Source organism: Massilimicrobiota sp. An105, assembly GCF_002161155.1.
GTDB lineage: Bacteria > Bacillota_I > Bacilli_A > Erysipelotrichales > Coprobacillaceae > Allocoprobacillus > Allocoprobacillus merdigallinarum.
The window spans coordinates 39,668-59,713 of the sequence record NZ_NFLY01000009.1; the positions used below are offsets into that span (position 1 = coordinate 39,668).

Annotated in this window: 21 protein-coding genes; 18 read left to right on the top strand and 3 right to left on the bottom strand. The window is 31.6% G+C overall.

Features of this window, described 5'->3' with window-relative positions; translation table 11 throughout:
* The first annotated feature begins 17 nt into the window (after positions 1-17).
* From B5E48_RS03910 to B5E48_RS03950, 9 genes are all read left to right on the top strand, one after another.
* Entirely contained in the window at positions 18-764 is a 747-nt protein-coding gene (locus B5E48_RS03910; protein WP_087304154.1) for an RsmE family RNA methyltransferase, read from the top strand.
* The gene (locus B5E48_RS03915) at positions 752-1,522 is read left to right on the top strand and encodes a hypothetical protein (protein WP_087304155.1); all 771 of its coding nucleotides are present in this window, start codon (positions 752-754) and stop codon (positions 1,520-1,522) included. The genes B5E48_RS03910 and B5E48_RS03915 overlap by 13 nt, the downstream gene beginning before the upstream one ends.
* Positions 1,523-1,533: 11 nt before the next feature.
* A complete protein-coding gene (mtaB, locus tag B5E48_RS03920) occupies positions 1,534-2,841 on the top strand; it encodes a tRNA (N(6)-L-threonylcarbamoyladenosine(37)-C(2))-methylthiotransferase MtaB (RefSeq protein WP_087304156.1) in 1,308 nt (435 codons plus the stop codon).
* Entirely contained in the window at positions 2,828-4,309 is a 1,482-nt protein-coding gene (locus tag B5E48_RS03925; RefSeq protein WP_087245926.1) for a UDP-N-acetylmuramoyl-L-alanyl-D-glutamate--2,6-diaminopimelate ligase, read from the top strand. Before mtaB ends, B5E48_RS03925 begins: the two co-directional genes overlap by 14 nt.
* A complete protein-coding gene (deoC, locus tag B5E48_RS03930) occupies positions 4,281-4,928 on the top strand; it encodes a deoxyribose-phosphate aldolase (RefSeq protein ID WP_087245928.1) in 648 nt (215 codons plus the stop codon). Before B5E48_RS03925 ends, deoC begins: the two co-directional genes overlap by 29 nt.
* A gap of 115 nt (positions 4,929-5,043) precedes the next feature.
* Entirely contained in the window at positions 5,044-5,226 is a 183-nt protein-coding gene (gene rpsU, locus B5E48_RS03935; protein WP_087245930.1) for a 30S ribosomal protein S21, read from the top strand.
* Between the two features lie 64 nt (positions 5,227-5,290).
* Positions 5,291-5,488: a YabP/YqfC family sporulation protein gene (locus tag B5E48_RS03940; protein ID WP_224762526.1), complete on the top strand. Its 198-nt coding sequence runs from the start codon at positions 5,291-5,293 to the stop codon at positions 5,486-5,488.
* On the top strand, positions 5,472-6,434 hold the full coding sequence (locus B5E48_RS03945) for a sporulation protein YqfD (RefSeq protein ID WP_241146914.1): 963 nt from the start codon (positions 5,472-5,474) through the stop codon (positions 6,432-6,434). The genes B5E48_RS03940 and B5E48_RS03945 overlap by 17 nt, the downstream gene beginning before the upstream one ends.
* Positions 6,394-7,362, top strand: a complete 969-nt coding sequence (locus B5E48_RS03950; protein ID WP_087245937.1) for a PhoH family protein — start codon at positions 6,394-6,396, stop codon at positions 7,360-7,362. The genes B5E48_RS03945 and B5E48_RS03950 overlap by 41 nt, the downstream gene beginning before the upstream one ends.
* 68 nt (positions 7,363-7,430) lie before the next feature.
* On the opposite strand, the gene mutY is transcribed toward B5E48_RS03950, so the two are convergent.
* On the bottom strand, positions 7,431-8,459 hold the full coding sequence (gene mutY, locus B5E48_RS03955; protein WP_087304159.1) for an A/G-specific adenine glycosylase: 1,029 nt from the start codon (positions 8,457-8,459) through the stop codon (positions 7,431-7,433).
* Positions 8,460-8,516: 57 nt separating this feature from the next.
* Here mutY and B5E48_RS03960 point away from each other — a divergent pair, with 57 nt between their 5' ends.
* The 8 genes from B5E48_RS03960 (at position 8,517) to B5E48_RS03995 (ending at position 18,455) form a co-directional block, all read left to right on the top strand.
* The gene (locus tag B5E48_RS03960) at positions 8,517-9,704 is read left to right on the top strand and encodes a deoxyguanosinetriphosphate triphosphohydrolase family protein (protein ID WP_087304160.1); all 1,188 of its coding nucleotides are present in this window, start codon (positions 8,517-8,519) and stop codon (positions 9,702-9,704) included.
* Between the two features lie 57 nt (positions 9,705-9,761).
* Entirely contained in the window at positions 9,762-10,088 is a 327-nt protein-coding gene (locus B5E48_RS03965; RefSeq protein ID WP_087245748.1) for a cyclic-di-AMP receptor, read from the top strand.
* A 41-nt stretch (positions 10,089-10,129) separates the two neighbouring features.
* Positions 10,130-11,740, top strand: a complete 1,611-nt coding sequence (locus tag B5E48_RS03970; RefSeq protein ID WP_087304161.1) for a GNAT family N-acetyltransferase — start codon at positions 10,130-10,132, stop codon at positions 11,738-11,740.
* Positions 11,741-11,880: 140 nt separating this feature from the next.
* Positions 11,881-13,461 (top strand): DEAD/DEAH box helicase, encoded by a 1,581-nt coding sequence (locus B5E48_RS03975; RefSeq protein WP_241146915.1) that lies wholly within the window; start codon positions 11,881-11,883, stop codon positions 13,459-13,461.
* Between the two features lie 152 nt (positions 13,462-13,613).
* Positions 13,614-16,250: a pyruvate, phosphate dikinase gene (gene ppdK / locus B5E48_RS03980; protein WP_087304163.1), complete on the top strand. Its 2,637-nt coding sequence runs from the start codon at positions 13,614-13,616 to the stop codon at positions 16,248-16,250.
* Between the two features lie 94 nt (positions 16,251-16,344).
* Entirely contained in the window at positions 16,345-17,340 is a 996-nt protein-coding gene (locus B5E48_RS03985; RefSeq protein ID WP_087304164.1) for a DNA-processing protein DprA, read from the top strand.
* 1 nt (position 17,341) lies between these two features.
* On the top strand, positions 17,342-17,965 hold the full coding sequence (locus tag B5E48_RS03990) for a rhomboid family intramembrane serine protease (RefSeq protein ID WP_241146916.1): 624 nt from the start codon (positions 17,342-17,344) through the stop codon (positions 17,963-17,965).
* Positions 17,966-17,978: 13 nt separating this feature from the next.
* Positions 17,979-18,455 (top strand): hypothetical protein, encoded by a 477-nt coding sequence (locus B5E48_RS03995; RefSeq protein WP_087304165.1) that lies wholly within the window; start codon positions 17,979-17,981, stop codon positions 18,453-18,455.
* A 20-nt stretch (positions 18,456-18,475) separates the two neighbouring features.
* Here B5E48_RS03995 and B5E48_RS04000 read toward each other — a convergent pair whose 3' ends face one another.
* Both B5E48_RS04000 and B5E48_RS04005 read right to left on the bottom strand, forming a co-directional pair.
* Positions 18,476-19,057, bottom strand: a complete 582-nt coding sequence (locus B5E48_RS04000) for a manganese catalase family protein (RefSeq protein WP_087304166.1) — start codon at positions 19,055-19,057, stop codon at positions 18,476-18,478.
* Between the two features lie 12 nt (positions 19,058-19,069).
* Positions 19,070-19,495, bottom strand: coding sequence for a spore coat protein CotJB (locus B5E48_RS04005; protein ID WP_241146917.1), 426 nt, complete (start codon positions 19,493-19,495; stop codon positions 19,070-19,072).
* A gap of 112 nt (positions 19,496-19,607) precedes the next feature.
* On the opposite strand from B5E48_RS04005, the gene B5E48_RS04010 reads away from it, so the two are divergent.
* Entirely contained in the window at positions 19,608-20,033 is a 426-nt protein-coding gene (locus B5E48_RS04010) for a hypothetical protein (RefSeq protein ID WP_087296625.1), read from the top strand.
* The last annotated feature ends 13 nt before the right edge of the window (positions 20,034-20,046 follow it).

Consider the following 20,046-nt stretch of genomic DNA (forward strand, 5'->3'; position numbering starts at 1 on the left):
AGCCAAAGGAGGAAGTTATGCAAAGATATTTTATAGATGCTCAAAATATAGAGGGATCATTCATACATATTGACCCTTATAATCATAAACATATGCAACGTGTCATGCGATATCATCAAGGTGATCGAGTGATTTGTATTTTACCAGATCATCATGTTTATATATATGAAATTATAGATATTGAAAAAGGAATACTTCAACAAAAAGAAGAGCTCATAGAAAATAATGAACTGGATGTTGAAGTGACTTTAATCTATGGCTTACCTAAAAATGATAAATTTGAATGGGTTCTTCAAAAGGCTACAGAATTAGGCGTTCGTAGAATTGTTCCTTTTCTATCACAAAGAAGTATTATTAAAACGGATGAAAAATCTTTTGAAAAGAAAAGAGAACGTTATACTCGTATTTTAAAAGAGGCAAGTGAACAATCTTGTCGTCAGACAATACCTGAGTTGACTTCACTTATAAAAATATCACAGTTAGAGAAATATTTAGGCGATGTCAATTTAGTTGCCTATGAAGAAGAAAGCAGAAATGGTGAAAAATCACTTTTAGCAAAAACGCTTCAAAAAGATTATCACACTATAACAATTATTGTAGGACCTGAAGGTGGTTTTGATGAAAGTGAAATTCAAAAGATGAAAGGGCTAGGTGTTCAGGCCTGCTCGTTAGGAAAAAGAATTTTACGTAGCGAAACAGCCCCGTTATATATGTTAAGTGTTATTGGATTTAGTAGGGAGTTGATGTCATCATGGGATTTATAGAAAGTTTAAATAAAATAGGGGTGGAAATTCCTCTTGCTAAAACACAATTATATCAAGAAATAGAAAGTCATCGTTCTTTTTTTGAAAAGATGGGCTTATCTTCAAAGATCAAGACTGATTTTGATTTGTTTTCATATGAAATTATATATCGAGGTCTATTAACGCAAAATCAGATTGAAAATATTTATGAGGGATTTTTAAATCAACATTATGATTTATTCGATTATTTAAATTATGATGAAAAACAAAAGATGTTTAATAATGATATTGCTGGAGTTTTAGAAACGGCTCCTCATTTCCAGGATTTACAGAGTCAAGTCATGATTTATATTCCTTATTTAGAACCATTTGTCAATCAGCGTTATACTCATGATTATCAAATGTTGCTATTAAAACAACATCGTGAATATATACAAAATTTTAAAGTGAATCTTCATACACCAATTGATATGTATGGTTATTCTATCTTTCGTACAGGTTTTTCTTCTTTGGAGAATGTATACGAAGATCAAAGACATATTTGCTTTTATTTTGATCCGCTTAAAACCATTTATATCTTTAAAAAAGATAATCATGAATTTTTGAATAAAGTTATCATTCAAGACGATAAAGCTCAATGTGAAGTTCGTATTGAAGATATTCAAAAGATTGCATATGATATTGAAAATTATTTGTATCTGGATTGTTTAGAAACATTGAAAGATTTGGAATATATTTCTTTAAAGAACTATAAAAAAATTATAAAAAAATATAAATAGAAAGGATTTTTATGAAAAAAGTTGCTTTTTTAACATTGGGTTGTAAAGTGAATACTTATGAATCAGAAGCGATGCTGAAGCTTTTTTGTGATGCAGGATATGAAAGTGTAGATTTTAAAGAACAGGCAGATGTTTATGTCATTAATACATGTACTGTTACAAACACTGGAGATTCTAAATCTCGTCAGATGATTCGTAAAGCTATTCGTCAAAATCCTCAAGCTACAGTATGTGTAGTGGGATGTTATAGTCAGGTTGCAAGCCAAGAAGTTGCAAAAATTGAAGGTGTTGGTGTTGTTTTAGGAACTCAGTTTAGAAATCGAATTGTGGAATTTGTTGAAGAATACCAAAAAACACATCAGACTGTTATTCATGTTGCTGATGTTATGAAACTATCTCATTTTGAAGATCTGGATATTGATGAATTTACGAAAAACACAAGAGCCTTTTTGAAAATTCAGGATGGATGTAATAATTTTTGTACATATTGCATTATCCCATACGCGAGAGGACGTATTCGTTCGAGAGATAAAGATAGCGTTTTAAAACAGGCTCAAAAATTAGTTGATCATGGTTTTGTAGAAATTGTTCTGACAGGAATTCATACGGCTGGATATGGACAAGATTTTGATAATTACAGCTTTTATGACTTATTGGTAGATTTAACAACAAAAGTGAAAGGTTTAAAGCGATTAAGAATTTCTTCAATTGAAATGAGTCAAATCACTCATGAAATCATAGATCTGATTGCTACATCACCTATTATCGTTGATCATCTTCATATTCCTATTCAGTCTGGATGCGATAAAATCTTGAAAAAAATGAATCGTCATTATACGACTGATGAATTTGCATCAAAGATGAAAGAATTAAAAGAAAAATTACCAACCTTGTCTATAACAACTGATGTTATTGTTGGTTTTCCTGGTGAAACTGATGAAGATTTTGAATCCACATATCAGTGGATTAAAGACATGCATTTTAACCAATTACATGTTTTCCCATATTCACCTCGTCAAGGGACACCGGCTGCCAAAATGAAAGATCAGGTAGATGGAAATGTTAAACATCAAAGAGTGAAAGCGTTGATGGATTTATCGCATCAGCTCCTTCATGAGTTTGCCAGCCAACAGATTGGACAGACTTTGAATGTTTTAATTGAAGAAGCTGATGGGGATTATATGATTGGTCATGCTTCTAATTATTTGAAAGTTAAAACGAAGTTACCATTGGATTCAGTAGGACATATCTATCCTGTTTTTATTGAGGAATGTCAAGATACAGAATTGATAGGAAGTGTTGTGAGTGAAGAAAATTAATGAATTATTTGATGTTGAAGAAGATTTTAAGATTCGTTCCATTCATAGTGATTCACGCTATGTAGGAAGAGATTCTATTTTCTTTTGTATTGATGGTTTAAGTGTAGATGGACATAAATATATTGAAGATGCTATATTTCAAGGGGCGAAATGCATTGTTTACTCTAAACCTCTAACATTTAAGCATAAGGATATTTTATATATCAAGGTTGATAATGTTTTAGATGAATTGAACAGAGTTGCTGATTTATTTTATGATCATCCTAGTTATAAAATGACGGTGATTGGTATAACTGGTTCAAGTGGAAAAACAATTGTTGCCTTGATGATTAAAAATGCTTTATCACAATTTTTAAAAATGGGATATATTGGGACAAATAATATTGAATATGCAGGTATTATTGAACAATGCCCATATACAACACCAGAAACTATTTTTTTACAAAGACATTTAAATGATATGGTGAAAAAAGATGTCAAAGGTGTAACATTAGAAGTATCAAGTCATGGTTTGGCTTTGAAAAGAGTTGATAGTGTTCATTTTGATATTGCTGTTTTTACAAATGTTTATGAAGAACATTTGGATTTTCATGGGACGATGGAAAATCTGATGGCTTCTAAAGCTAAGCTTTTTTCCTTGTTAGATGAAAAAGGTTATGCTATTTTAAATACAGATGAAGTTCGCTTTTACACTCTTGTCAAAGACTCTATCAAAAGTCATGTTCTGACTTATGGTATTGAACATAGAGCAGACGTCATGGCTAGAAATATAGAGTTATTTATTGATCATAGTGAATTTGATTTACAGGTTCATGATGAATTACATCATGTCTCAGTTCCTGTTTTAGCTCGTTTTAATATATCGAATATTCTGGCTGTTGTAACATCTTTATTAGCGCTAGAAATGCCGATTATGCAAATTATTGATATGATTGAACATATTCAAGGTGTTGATGGACGTATGGAATTATTAAGTCATCCATATCCTTTCCATGTTATTGTGGACTATTGTCAACATGCGAAAAGTTATGAAAAGGTATTTCAGTTTGCTCAACAAGTGAAGAAAAACGGAAGAATTATTGCTGTTTTTGGAGCACCAGGAAAGAAGAATTATAATAAAAGGCAAAAAATAGGGAAATTAGCGAATCAATATTGTGATCAGGTTATTTTGACGGCTGAAGATAATCGAGATGAAGATATTCAGGATATCTGCTTAGATATTCAAAAATATATTGAAAAACCTGTAAGTGTTATTATTGAAGATCGTCGCATTGCTATTGAACAGGCAATTGAAATTGCAAATCGTGATGATATTATTTTGATTCTAGGGAAAGGACATGAACAATTTATGGCTTCTGCAATTGGAAATGATCCTTATCCTGGAGATAAATATGTTGCTTTAGAGGCAATTCATAAAATCTTTAAAGGAGAAGAAGATGATGGAAAAGAAATGGAACAAATTTATTGATCACACATTATTAAAAGCGAATGCAACAAAAGATGAAATTACGCATTTGTGTGATGAAGCAAAGCAATATGATTTTGCTTCAGTATGTGTTAATCCAGTATGGGTATCTTATTGTGCAAAATACTTAGCAGATTGCGATGTGAAAATCTGTACAGTTATTGGATTTCCACTAGGAGCTAATACTTCAGAAGTGAAAGCATTTGAAGCAAAAAATGCTATTGAAAATGGTAGTGATGAAATTGATATGGTTATTAATATTGGGGCGTTAAAAGCTGGTGATATTGAAACTGTATATAAAGATATTCAGGCTGTTGTTGATGCCAGCCAGGGACGTTGTGTAAAAGTGATTATTGAAACTTGTTTATTAACTGATGAAGAAAAAGTTTTAGCTTGTCAACAGGCTATGAAAGCAAAAGCAACTTTTGTCAAAACATCAACAGGATTCTCAACTGGAGGAGCCACTGTTCATGATGTTGCATTGATGAAACAGACAGTTGGTGAACAATGCGAAGTCAAAGCAAGTGGTGGAGTGAAAACTTATCAGGATATGCAAGATATGATTGATGCTGGAGCAACACGTATTGGAACTTCATCAGGAGTTTCGTTGATGAAACAGTAATAAATGAAAAAAATGAAAATATCAAGTGGGAATTATATAAAAAAACTTGATTTTCTGTTATTATCAATGTATAATAACGCATGTATTTGGTATTAGTAAAGGGGGGAAGTTCAATATGGCAAAAACTGTAGTAAGAGAAAATGAATCATTAGATGATGCATTACGTCGTTTCAAAAGACAAGTTTCTAGAACAGGTACCCTTGCAGAAGCTCGTAAAAGAGAATTTTATGTTAAGCCTGGTTTAAAACGTAAAATGAAATCAGAAGCTGCTAGAAAAAATAAAGGTAAACAAAGATAAGAAGAACTTTTGGTTCTTCTTTTTTGTTTTGTATCATATATTCCACTGAGGTGGTATCATGCTGATGATTGATAAGGAACGTATTTGTATTTATGATTATCATGAAGTTCTGATGATGGATACACATTTTTTTAAAATTCAGATGCCCGATTACAATTTGATTATTAGAGGAGAAAATCTACAGATTGAATATTATGATCAAAAGGAAATTCGACTTCATGGTCATGTGAAAGTGATTGAATATGATGAAAATAGGGTATGATAAATATAGTGTAGATGAGTCATTAATTTATTCATTATTGATTTATGCTAGAGATAGAAAATTAAAATTAATACATTTACAAAAAAAGGACTCTCAATTTCTATTTTATCTTCCTGTTTATCAAAGATATATTTTAAAAAGATGGGATTATCCATATCAGTATATTGAGACCATTGGCTTATTGAAATATATCTTTTTCTTATCACGACAGCATTTAAATTTTATTGGAGTGCTTTTTTTCTTCATCAGTATTTTTGTTTCATCTTATCTTATTTTTGATATTCAAATTGAAGGAACATTACCTGAGGTCAATAAGAGCATGATGAAAACTTTACAAAAAGAAAATATAGATTTGTTAAAACCGCTTCAAAGCTATGAGAAATTAAATGATTTATTGCTGCAATTTAAAGATATATATAAAGAGAAAATTGAATATATGAATATCTATCAGACAGGCAGTGTTTTTCATATTGAATATACGAAACGTCGACAAGAAACAGTCAAAAAAGATGATTATCGTAATTTATATGCCAAAGAAGATGGCATGATTCAATCGTTAGATGTTAAAAGTGGTCATATTCTTGTCAAGAAAAATGATTACGTTAAAAAAGGTGATTTGCTTGTTGAAAACACAATCATTTCAACCCAAAATAAAACAAAGATTATTCCGGTAGAAGGGCATGTTTATGCTTATACTTTTCATCAGTATGAAGCGAGTCTGCCTAATAAAAAACAAGATTACGGAGAAGCCTTTTATCAGCTTTTATTAAATATTCGTGCTCAGATACCAACAGAAGCTGTTATTGATAAAGAAAATGTTTTACAAATGACAAGTACACGTAGTAAAATAACGTTAAAGATGCATTATACTCTTATTGAAGATATTGCAGTCAAAGGAGAAGACAATGAAGAAAATCTTAAAGCTAGAAACATGCACAATGGATGAAATATCAAGACTTTTAGGACAGCAGGAAGAAAATATACATTTATTAGAAGAAGCCATGCAATGTGAAATGATTGTTCGTGGTGATGAGATTGTTTTAAATGATACAGAAATCAAAAATCAGGAAGTTGAAGATATGATTCGTACTTTACTGACTTTAGTTAAGCAAGGAAAAACAATCAGTCAACGTGATATTATCTATTCTTTGAATTTAGCTAAAAATCATCAGTTGAATATGATTGATGAACTTTATCAGACAAAAATAGCAAGGACAACAAATGGAAAATTGATTTATCCAAAAACTTTAGGTCAGAAAGAATATTATAATGCTTTAAAGCGTAATGATGTTGTTTTTGCGATTGGTCCAGCAGGGACAGGAAAAACATATATGGCAGTTGTTTTTGCTGTTCAGGCATTAAAGAATAACGAAGTTCAAAAAATTGTTCTGACAAGACCGGCAGTGGAGGCGGGTGAGAGTCTGGGATTTTTACCAGGGGATTTAAAAGAAAAGGTGGATCCATATTTAAGACCTCTTTACGATGCTTTATATGATATGTTAGGTCGTGAAAAGACAGAACGCTTTATTGAAAAAGGCATTATTGAGATTGCACCACTTGCTTATATGCGTGGACGTACTTTGGAAGATGCCTATGTGATTTTGGATGAAGCACAAAATACGACTGATGCACAGATGAAAATGTTTTTAACTAGACTTGGTTTTCGTTCTAAGATGATCATTACAGGTGATATTACGCAAATAGACTTACCAAAAGGTGTAGGTAGTGGATTGAAAAAAGCTTTGCATATTTTAAAAGATGTCAAAGGTATTCGTTTTGTCTATTTGACAGCCTTAGATGTTGTTAGACATCCTGTTGTGCAGAGAATTATAGAACGTTATGAAGAAGATGAAAAAAGTGAAAATATCAATTAAATACTGATGAAAATCAGTAGTTATCCTATAATAAAAAGTGGTTCACACATTGTACCACTTTTTATTGCTTATTCGATTGTTTTTAAATAATGCTTTAAAACTTTTAAATGTGCCGTTGAAACAGGAAGCTGTGAAATATCATTTAAACTATATAATGATGACAATGGTTTGGAAATTGTAAAATGATAGATATGCATATGCCATGTACGATGCGTAAAAACATGTTTAACCTGACCATGATATGAAACAAGAGATAATGATATATGATACTGTTTTTCAAATTCTTCAATAAAGCGATAGGGGCTTTCCAACTCGTATTGAATAAAACCATATAAATTTTCTAATAATCCGGCAGGATTTTGAATCATGACATATTGATCTTGATAAGTAATAATGCCAGTTATGTAATTGATTTCTTTATGTTTGATATTTTTTATAGAAATAGGTAATACTTTCTGTTGTCCAGATTGTCTGGCTTTACAAAAGGGGGCAATAGGACAAATTTCACATTGTGGATTTAAAGGACGACAAATGGTGGCACCAAGATCCATTAAACCCTGATTAAAGGCAGAAGCATCATAACCAATCAATAAATCGTTCACAATATGAAAAATATTCTTTTGGGCCTTTGGTAAGGCAATATTTTCAGTTAAGGCATATAATCGTGAGATAATTCTTAACACATTGCCGTCAATGGCAGGAGTAGACAATCCATAAGCAATAGAACAAATAGCTCCAGCAGTATAAGGACCAATCCCTTTGAGTTTTAAGATATCTTCATAGGTGTCAGGAAACTGTCCATCATATTTTTCGCAAATCAGTTGTGCAGTTTCATGAATATGTTTAGCTCGACGATAATAACCAAGACCTTCCCATAATTTATAAACTTCTTCTAAAGAGGCACTAGCCAATTTATCAATAGTATCAAACGTTTGAATAAAACGTTTATAATAGGGAATGACTGCTTCGGTTGTTGTTTGTTGTAACATAATTTCACTAATCCATATATAGTAAGGATTTGTGGTTTCTCGCCATGGAAATTGGCGATGGTTGTGGTTATACCATGAAATTAAATTATTTTGTATATTATTTTGCATCAAATCACCATAAGTATTATACTATAAAAAATAAAAAAAGAAAAAGGATGTGATTTCATGAAAGCTCAAGATCAAATTATTCATGATTCTTTAAGAGAAACAAAATTAGCAGATGAAAGATTGTCTCCTTATGCAACATGTAATAGTGATTGTATTAAAGTGAAGAATACAAAAAAGAAAGCCAAAGAATTTGATATTCGCTGGCCTTTTGAAGAAGATATTGATCGTGTTTTATATTCTAAAAGTTATAGCCGTTATGTCGACAAGACACAGGCATTATCCTTTTTTAGTAATGTTCACATTACTAAGCGTTCTTTACATGTCCAGTGGGTATCACGTATAGCAAGACAGATTGGTAGAGGTTTAAATCTGAATTTAGATTTAATTGAAGCTATTGCATTAGGACATGATTTAGGTCATGCGCCATATGGACATGTAGGTGAAAAAGCTATTAATGATTGTTTAGAAGAAAGAGGATTTGGCTATTTTACGCATAATGCGAATAGTGTTAGAAATTTACTGTTTATAGAAAGAAATGGAATCGGATATAATGTATCTTTACAGGTCTTAGATGGAATCTTATGCCATAATGGTGAGATTCTTTCACCTATATATAAACCAGATAGTCATAAAACAATTGAACAGTTTTGGGAAGAATATGAAAAATGTTGGCATGAGAAAGATTATTCTTTTAAGATTTTGCCAATGACATTAGAAGGATGTGTTGTTCGTATTTCTGATGTTATTTCATATGTTGGTAAAGACATTGAAGATGCAATTAAGGTAGGTATTATTTCTATAGATGATTTACCATTAGAAGTGGTTCAAGTATTAGGTAAAGATAATAAAGCCATTATTAATCGTTTGATTGGTGATTTGGTTATTCATAGTTATCATAAACCATATTTAGAATTTTCAAAAGAAGTCTTTCATGCCTTAGAAATTCTCTTTACATTTATTTCAACACATATTCATCATCATACCACAATATTGAAAGAAAACGAAAAATTAACACGAATGGTGAAAGAATTATATGATATTTTATATGATGATTTCATATACCGTCATTATCCTCAAAAGGGTATATGTGCTCATGTTTCAAAAATGGCAGAAACTTATCAGCAATCTCCTGGTGAGTTGATTGTCAGTGATTATTTATCAGGAATGACAGACAGCTATGCTTTGCGTTTTTATGAAGAACGTTTTTTACCACGACAACATGGGGAAATGATAGAAGACTATTAAAAAAATTGTACTTATCTAAAAAAAGTGATAAGATAAAAGAAAGAAAGGAGTCAGACTATGAAACTCATAATTGCAATTGTAAATAATGATGATAGTAATGCTGTTCAGACAGCATTGACTGAAGGTGGTTTCTTTGTTACGAAGTTAGCAACATCTGGTGGTTTTTTAAAGAAAGGAAATACAACTTTCTTTATCGGAACAAATGATGATAAAGTGGATCCAGCACTTGAGATTATAAAAGCTCATGCTAGAAAGCGTGTAGAAAAGGAACCTACGGTTCCACCTACTGAAATGGGAGAATTTTTTACACCTATCATGGTGGATGTCTTAGTTGGTGGAGCAACTGTCTTTGTAGTAGACGTAGATCGTTTTGAAAAAATTTAAAAAACAGCTTAAGCTGTTTTTTCTTTGTAAAGGAGAACATTGTGGAATTAAGAATTTTAAGAGGACATGAAATTAAAGAAGCAGCGCAACTTTTTTATAATGACCAGCAATCCTTATTAGAAATACTCACTCTTTCTCGCCAAAAGAAGCTATTTTTTATTGGAGCTTTTGAAAAGAAACTGGTAGGGGTTATTGGGATTTATGAATTTCAACACATCAAATATTTATGCGTTTTAGAAAGTTATCGTCATCAAGGCATTGCCAGTGATTTGATACGTCAAGCTATACAATTATCTTGTGATGATTTATATGTGACTGTTTCTCAAACATTAGAGCCTTTATATAAACAATTGGGCTTTGAAATTCTCGAAGATCAATTAACAGAACAAAAACTTGTTTATCGCCATCAAATTCAAAAACGTTTTACTCATTATCAGCAAGTTCATGATTTTATTGCCAGTCAAAAGCAACGTGTTTATGCCCTGGATAATTTCAAACGTTTTATGAAAGATATGGGGAATCCTCAAATTTTATTGAAATCTATTCATATTGGTGGAACAAATGGAAAAGGTTCAACAACGAATTATATACGTTCTGTATTACAAAATGCAGGTTATAAAGTGGCAACTTTTACATCACCTGTTTTAGTAACACGTTTAGAAATTATGCGTATTAATAATCAACACATTCAAGAAGATGAAATTATTACCTATGCAAATCGTTATATGGATTTATGTTTGGAATATGAACTTTCTATGTTTGAAATAGAAGTTTTTATTGCGATTATGTTTTTTATTAAACATCGTGTTGATTTTGCAGTTTTTGAAGTTGGATTGGGTGGTGACCTGGATGCAACAAATATTATCTATCCAATGATTTGTGCCAATACCAATATCGGTTTAGACCATGTTGAATATTTAGGAAATACATATGAACAGATTGCACGTACAAAAGCTGGTATTGTTAAAGAAGGGATTCCCTATGTAACAGGTGAAAAGAAGAGTGAATGTTTAAATGTTTTTCAGAATATATGTGACAAATTGCATAGCCCACTTATACAAACAAGACATATAGAAAATATTCAAGATCATGGTCATTATTTAACCTATGATTATCGTCATTATCATGTAAGATTAAATACATCGGCCATTTATCAATGCCAAAATAGTGCATTAGCCATAGAAATATTGGAATATTTAAAAGAGTATGAATATTTAACCTATACTGATGAACAGCTCTTAAATGGCTTGTTAGAAACAACCTGGGCAGGGCGCTTTGAAACTGTATGTCAGCATCCGCTTATTATTATTGATGGAGCTCATAATAAGGAAGGTATAGAAGCTTTTTATCAGTCAGCTAAAAAATATTCGCATATAAAAATTATTTTTAGTGCTTTAAAAGATAAAGATACGCACGCTATGATGGAAATGTTGTTAAAACTAACAGATGATATTACTGTTTGTGAATTTGATTTTTATCGAGCACAAACCGTTGAAAAATTGGCAGAAAACTTTCCTGTTAAAATTGAAAAAGATTGGCATAAAGCCATTGATCAGGCATTTTTACATGAAGGTGTTGTTTTTGTAACGGGATCACTTTATTTTTTAGCACAGGTAAGGCCTTATATTTTAGAACATCAAAAAAATAAATAAAGAGTTGTGTTTTTGTAGAGAGTATGATATTATCGCATAGAAAAGAAAAAAGTAAGTCGGGAAAAATCTTTTCCTGACTTTTATTTTGAATGATTTGTATGACGTTTGCCTTGATTTTGTCGGATACAAGGCGAATGTAGATGAAAGAGAGGTTATATATGCAACAAGTCACTTTTTATGATTTAGGTTTATCAAAACAGGTTTTACAAGGTATTGAAATGATGGGGTATGTGCTCCCTTCTCCTATTCAGGAAAAAGCTATTCCTGTATTATTGGAAGGAAAGGATATTATTGGACAGGCTCAGACTGGAACAGGAAAGACTTTGGCTTTTGGAAGTGTTTTATTGTCTTGCATCAATAAAAAGGATGATGGAGTAAAAGCTTTAGTATTATCACCAACCCGTGAGCTTGCATTACAGATTGATGAAGAACTTCGACGTATTGGTAAGTATACGAGTTTATCTATTGTCAGTGTTTTTGGTGGAAGTGAAATAGAAAAACAGATTCGTTCTTTAAAAAAAGGTGCAGATATTGTTGTTGGAACACCTGGACGCGTTTTAGATTTAATGCGTCGTAAAGCATTAAAATTAGATTGTGTTGAATGGCTCGTTCTTGATGAAGCGGATGAAATGCTGAATATGGGATTTATTGATGATATTGAAACGATTTTACAAACCGTTCCTGAAGACAGACATACAGTTTTATTCTCAGCTACAATGCCAAGTGATATCAAGAAAATAGCAAGTTTTTATATGCATGAAGATTATCAGCATATTCAAATCAAAGCCAAAACAATGACAGCTTCTACGATTTCTCAATATTATTTTGAAACGAAAGTCAATCGTCGTTTTGAAGTTCTATGCCGTATTTTAGATTCTCGAGAAATGGATAATGCGATTATATTCTGTAAAACAAAGCGTTCTGTTGATGAAGTTGTCGCAGCTATGCAACAAAAGCATTATAATGTTGAAGCTATGCATGGAGATTTATCACAAAACCAAAGAATGAATACGTTAAGAAGATTTAAAACTGGACAAATTCAATATCTGGTTGCGACAGATGTTGCAGCAAGAGGAATTGATGTGGACAATATTTCACATGTGATTAATTATGAATTGCCTCAAGATGAAGAATTGTATATTCATCGTATTGGAAGAACTGGTCGTGCCAATAAAAAAGGTGAAGCCTATTCTATTGTGACATCACGTGAGAGAAATTTCTTAAAAGCTATTGAAAAACATACACATAGTCATATTGAAAAATTAGATATTCCGGCTATTGAAGATATCTTTGATCAAAAAGTTAAAGAATTATTGTTTGATGTACAGGAAATCATGCTTAAAGGAAATATGAAACCTTTTCAAAAGATTGTAAAAGATATTCCACAGCATATGAAAAACGATGTGATTGCAGCATTACTTGCTATGTGTTATTCTCAAAGAGTTGGATATGATTATCAAAGTCTTAATGAGATGAATAAAGAAGAACAGCGTATTTTTATGACAGTAGGTTCAATGGATAAAGTTAATGTCAAAGATATTATTGATTTTTTTGTACGCTATGCAGATATTCCAAAAAGAGAAATTGGAGATATCACAATCAAAAGAAAGTTTACTTTTGTTAATCTAAGTCCAGGGGCTGCTCAAAAGGTTCTTGACTATTGTTATAATCAAAAAATTAAAGGAAGACGTGTTCGTATAGAATTGGCACAGGACGAATAAAAAACAACGAATGGCTCAAATAAATTTAAAAGAGAGTGAATGAATTTTGAAAAAAGATTCATTCACTTTTTTTAAATTCCGTCATTTTTTTATTGAATGTAAGCACTCACATAGTGTATAATATGAAAAGTAGTAACAAAGGAGGAAGTTATATGAAAAAATATGTCTACTTATTTAGTGAAGGAAATAAAGACATGCGTAACTTGCTTGGTGGTAAAGGGGCTAACTTAGCTGAAATGACAAATATTGGTTTGCCTGTACCTCAAGGATTTACTGTCACAACTGAAGCCTGCACTAGATATTATGAAGACGGGAAAGTGATTGCTAAAGAAATCGAAGACCAAGTTTATGAAAAACTTGCTGAATTAGAAAAAATTACAGGAAAAACAATGGGGAATGCACATAATCCATTACTTGTTTCTGTACGTTCTGGGGCAAGAGCTTCTATGCCTGGTATGATGGATACAGTTTTAAATTTAGGAATGAACGATGAAGTGGCTAAAGGATTTACTGAAGCGACTCAAAATCCTCGTTTTGTTTATGATAGCTATCGTCGTTTTATTCAAATGTTCGCTGATGTTGTTATGGGATTCCCAAAAAGCTCATTTGAACATATGTTTGATAAAGTTAAAGAAGAAAAAGGTGTTGAATTTGATACAGATTTAACAGCTGATGATTTAAAAGAAGTTGTAGAAATCTATAAAGAAGAATATAAAAAACATGCTGGTGTAGATTTCCCTCAAGATCCTAAAGTACAAATGATGGAAGCTATTAAAGCCGTGTTTAGATCATGGAATAATGATCGTGCAATTACTTATAGACGTTTAAATGATATCCCAGGAAGCTGGGGAACAGCTGTAAACGTTCAAGAAATGGTTTATGGTAACCGTGGTGAAACTTCTGGTACAGGTGTTGCCTTTACAAGAAACCCTGCTACTGGTGAAAAGAAATTATATGGTGAATACTTAATGAACGCTCAAGGTGAAGACGTTGTTGCTGGTATTCGTACACCTCAAACAATTGATACATTAAAAGAAGTTATGCCAGATTGCTATGATCAATTTGTAAAAATCAATAAAATTCTTGAAGATCATTACAAAGATATGCAAGATATGGAATTTACAATTGAAGATGGTAAATTATTCATGCTTCAAACACGTAATGGAAAAAGAACAGCTGCTGCTGCTTTAAAGATTGCTGTTGATCTTGTTAATGAAGGTATGATTACTAAGGAAGAAGCTTTATTAAAAGTTGAACCTAAACAATTAGATCAATTATTACATCCAAACTTTGATGATGTATCATTACGTTGTGCACAAGTTGTAGCTACTGGTTTAGCTGCTTCTCCAGGTGCCGCTACTGGTCGTATCTATTTTACTGCTGAAGATGTTATTGAAGCATCAAAGAATGGTGTTCAAGATATCTTATTAGTTCGTCTTGAAACTTCACCTGAAGATATTGAAGGTATGAATATTGCTCATGGTATCTTGACAATTCGTGGTGGTATGACATCACATGCTGCAGTTGTTGCCAGAGGTATGGGAACTTGCTGCGTTTGTGGATGTGGTTCATTAAAGATTGACGAAGAAAATAAAATTTTAACTACACCTGATGGTAAACAATATCATGAAGGTGATTATATGTCATTAGACGGAAGCACTGGTAATGTTTATGGTGAACAAATTAAAACTGTTGAACCAGAAATTAGTGGTGATTTCGAAACATTCATGGAATGGGCTGACGAAGTACGTAAATTACAAGTTCGTACAAATGCTGATACACCTAGAGATGCTTTACAGGCACGTAAATTTGGTGCAGAAGGTATTGGCCTTTGTAGAACAGAACATATGTTCTTTGAAGAAGAAAGAATTTTCAACTTCAGACGTATGATTACTGCTGAAACTGAAGAAGCAAGAAGAGAAGCACTTGAAAAAATCTTACCTTATCAAAGAAGTGACTTTAAAGAATTGTTTAAAGCTATGGAAATTTATCCAGTAACTATTCGTTTCTTGGATCCACCTTTACATGAATTCTTACCTCATACTGATGAAGAAATTCGTCCACTTGCTGAAAGCTTAGGTATGACTTTTGATGCTTTAAAAGCTCGTGTTGAATCATTAAAAGAATTCAACCCAATGATGGGTCATAGAGGATGCCGTTTGGCAGTGACTTATCCAGAAATTGCTGAAATGCAAACAAGAGCTGTTATTGAAGCAGCTATCGCAGTCAATAGAGAAGGACAAAATGTTGTTCCTGAAATCATGATTCCTCTTGTTGGAGATGTTCATGAATTAAAATATGTTAAGAAAGTTGTTTGTGATACAGCAGATAAGATTATTAAAGAAGCTGGTGTAGAATTACCATATAAAGTTGGTACTATGATTGAAATCCCAAGAGCTGCTTTAACTGCTGATAAAATTGCTGAAGAAGCTGAATTCTTTAGCTTTGGAACAAATGACTTAACTCAGATGACTTATGGATTCAGCCGTGATGATGCTGCTAAATTCTTAGGTGATTACTATGGTAAACAAATCTTTGAATCAGATCCATTTGCTAAAGTAGACCAAGAAGGTGTCGGAGAATTAATGAGAATTGCTATTGAAAAAGGTAAGAAAACTCGTCCTGATATCAAACTTGGAATCTGTGGTGAACATGGTGGAGAAGCAAGCACTGTTGAATTCTGCCATAAATTAGGATTAACATATGTTTCATGTTCTCCATTCCGTGTACCATTAGCACGTTTAGCTGCTGCACAAGCTGCTGTTAAAGAAAAAATGGGAATTGAATAATTGAAATACAAAGGGTATGATTGATTATCATACCTTTTTTTATCGACGGATGTGTTTAACTATGGTATAATATTTTCAAAGTGCAGGTGGTTTTATGAAAATACAGTTGAATTTAGATAGCTTAGCTGTTCTTTTATTTTGTGGAGATTTAGTTGTAGATAATACTGCTGCTTTAACACAGGATGAATGGCTGACTGTTGAACGAAAATTAAAAAGTTCATCAAGAAAAACGCCATCTAAATTATTTGGTATGAATAAAGATACATTGATTGATATATTGGGAATAGAAGAATACATTGCCTATAAAATGATAGCACGTTTAACGACAATTAATGATCTTCTTTTTGCTTTAGCGAATTTAGAAAATGAAGGTATATCTCTCACAACGAAATATGAAGATAATTATCCTAAAATATTAACATCTAAACTCAAAAAAAGAGCACCTTTATATCTTTATTATGTTGGTGATTTATCCATTACAGAAAATCATATGGTATCTGTTGTAGGACCACAGGAACTTGAAAAAAGATTAAATACTTATACAAAGAATATTGTGACAAAGATTTATGATGAAGAAAAAGTTCTGGTTGCTAATGGAACAAAGGGAACAGATGCATATGCATTGAAAACTTTTTTAAATTTAGGTGGAAATGCAATCTGTTTTGTGAGTGATCATATGTTTGATAAAAAGAAAACTTATTCTCGATATATCAAAGATGGACGTATGTTACTCATGAGTGCAGTTGATCCATTTGCATATTTCAATGTAACGAATGCTTTAGATCGAAATATTTACGTTTGTGGTTTAAGTGATATACAAATTATTACAGCTACACATATTAATAGTGGTGCAGTATGGTTTACGACGATTCAAAATTTTCATTATCATTGGACTAAACAAATGGTTCTTGATGATAATCGTTATGGTGGTAATATTCGTTTGTTGGAAATGGGAGCTATTAAAATAAGTTATGATGATATTTTATCATTATTAACACTTGATCAGATTATTGAAAAGAATGAAGTTGTTAAGGAGGAGGAAGAAGTTCTTGTAGATCAAATGTCTATCTATGAGTTCTTGGATGAATAATATGTTAAATAGGTTGATATGGCAATTTAAGAAAGCTCCAATTACAGTTTCTCTGATTGGTATATGTATTATTGTTTATATTTTAAGTTTTTTTCTGTTTGGTGAAGAAATGACAGCTTATGAGGGCCTATTTTTTGGTGGTTATAATCCTGTATATGTAATGGTAACGCATGAATATTATCGTCTTTTTACAGCCAATTTCATTCATTTTGGTTTTCTTCATTTAGCTGTTAACTGTTATTCTCTTTATGGTTTGGGGATGTTTATTGAAAAATCACTGGATTTTAAAAAATATCTTATTTTAATTATTGTCACTGCTTTTATGACAACTGGACTGCCTTATATTTTTTATCTGTTGACTGGATATGGGGCTAATGTTGTAAGTGGTGGAATTAGTGGTGTTATTTTTGGATTGATTGGAGCTTTAGGAGCTTTAGCTTTACATTATCACTATATTTATATGGATATTTTCAAACAATTAGCACCTAATGTTATTTTGATGTTGGTTATTTCATTTGTTATTCCATCCATTTCATTATCAGGACATTTAGCTGGTTTAGCGAGTGGATTTATTTGTACATATATTTTATTGATGTTTAAACATCAAAAACATGTTATTCATTAATTGGAGGTAAGTTATGTCATTTCAGGATAAATACAAAGAATATAAAGAAAGACAAGAAGCAAAGAAATATTTTCGTTCTAATAATGATCAGTTTTTAAATTCTACACAATGGAGTAAAGTTATTGGTTTAGGATTATTGACTGCCATTGCGAGTGGTGTAGTACTTGGAATTGTGATTCACTCTTTACATATTACTTCATCATTATTTTATATTATATGTGCTTTGGTTGTTGCTGGAGCAGTGACTAAAATATCACAAATTCATTCATCACAAATGGCTATTTTAAGTGTGATTTTAACTGTTATCTGTTATGTCGTGGGAGAAATGACTATGATCTATCTTCCTTTACATGAAGCAGGTATGGGTATGCAATTTATATCATTGTTAGATATTTTCACTTTAAGTGTTCGTTCACTGTTTGTAGGAGATTTGTTTACAACAGTTGTTGCTATTATTGGATTATTTATTGCTTATGCAAGTGCAAAATAAAAACCCGAGAAATCGGGTTTTTATTTTTTTGAATGAAAATCAGGTTGATAATATTTTTGAACATATTCTTCATAAAGTTCTCTAAATCTTTCATAATGAACAATTTCACGTTGTCGTAAGAAAGATAATGGAGCAAGTAAATCAGGATCACGTGTTTGGTTCATCAAGTTTTCATAAACGGCTCTGGCTTTTTGTTCAGCGGCACAATCTTCCGCTAAATCAGCAACAGGATCACCAGTTGATGAAAAGACCATAGTATTAAATGGAACACCATTGGCATCATTAGGGAATAAAGCACAGCCATGCTCAGTATAATAACTTTGTAAACCAGCAGCTTTAATTTCTTCCATTGTTGCTCCCTGTGTTAATTGATAAACCATTGTTGATACCATTTCCATATGTCCAAGTTCTTCAGTACCGATATCGGTTAATAAAGCTTTTCCTTTTTCATCAGGCATTGTATAACGTTGTGTAATATAACGTGTTGAAGCAGCAAGTTCACCATTAGGTCCACCAAATTGTGTAATGATGAATTTGGCCATAGATAAATCTTTATTTTTAATGGAAATAGGATATTGTAATTTCTTACTATAAATCCACATTTTTAAACCTCCTTAATCTTTTTGACATTCCCAAGGCCAAGGACCTTGTATCCATTCAAATGGGATTTTATTTTGAGTGTTTTGTACTTCTAAAGGACCATATCTCTTTTCAAATACATCTTGGCTTTGTTTTGCCTTTTGAATATATTGTTCATATAATTGAATCATTTTTTCATCATGAGGATGCATATCTAAATAGAGATTGATTTCATGTGCTACAAAATAATACATCTGAACTTCTAGTAACGCTTGTTGACGTGCATTTTCAGGTTGTAGACAATAATTAGAAAATCCCTGATAAGACATATAGAGATCTTTAAATAAATTACCTAATGAAATAGCTTCCTGTGGATCAAAAAGAACAGGTTGACATTGTCTTGTTTGATTTGACATATAAAATGGTGAAAAACAGTTTTTATCTTCTTGAAAAATATTCATATAAACCTCCTTCCATCATAACATATGATTTGATTTATGAAACGATAAGGACACATGTTTATTTTCAGTTCATATTTTGTTTTTATAATAAAATAGAAAGGTGGCTGGTTTTATGAAAGTTCAAGTTGTTTATACAACGCATTGCAAAGATGCAAAACTTTTAGCAGAAGACATGGCAAGATATGCACGAACTTATGCCAAACCAATAACAGATTTTTCTTTTCAGGAAGACATTGATCTTCTGGTTATTGGATTTGAAGAATATCCATGTTTAAAAGATAAAGAATTAGAAAATTTTATATGTCAGCTATCTCGTCAACATATTCGTAATCTGGCATTATTTAACTTATTTTGTTTTAAAAGCAAAGAAATGGAAAAAATCATTCAATTATGTTTAAAACAAGATTTACCATTAATGAGAGAAACATATTCTTGTAAGAAGTCATTTAAAACAAAACATCATTTAGATGATGATATCATCTCTGGTGGTCGTGTATATATTGAAGATATGGTAAATATTTGTAATCATTATTATTGAGCTATCTATGGAA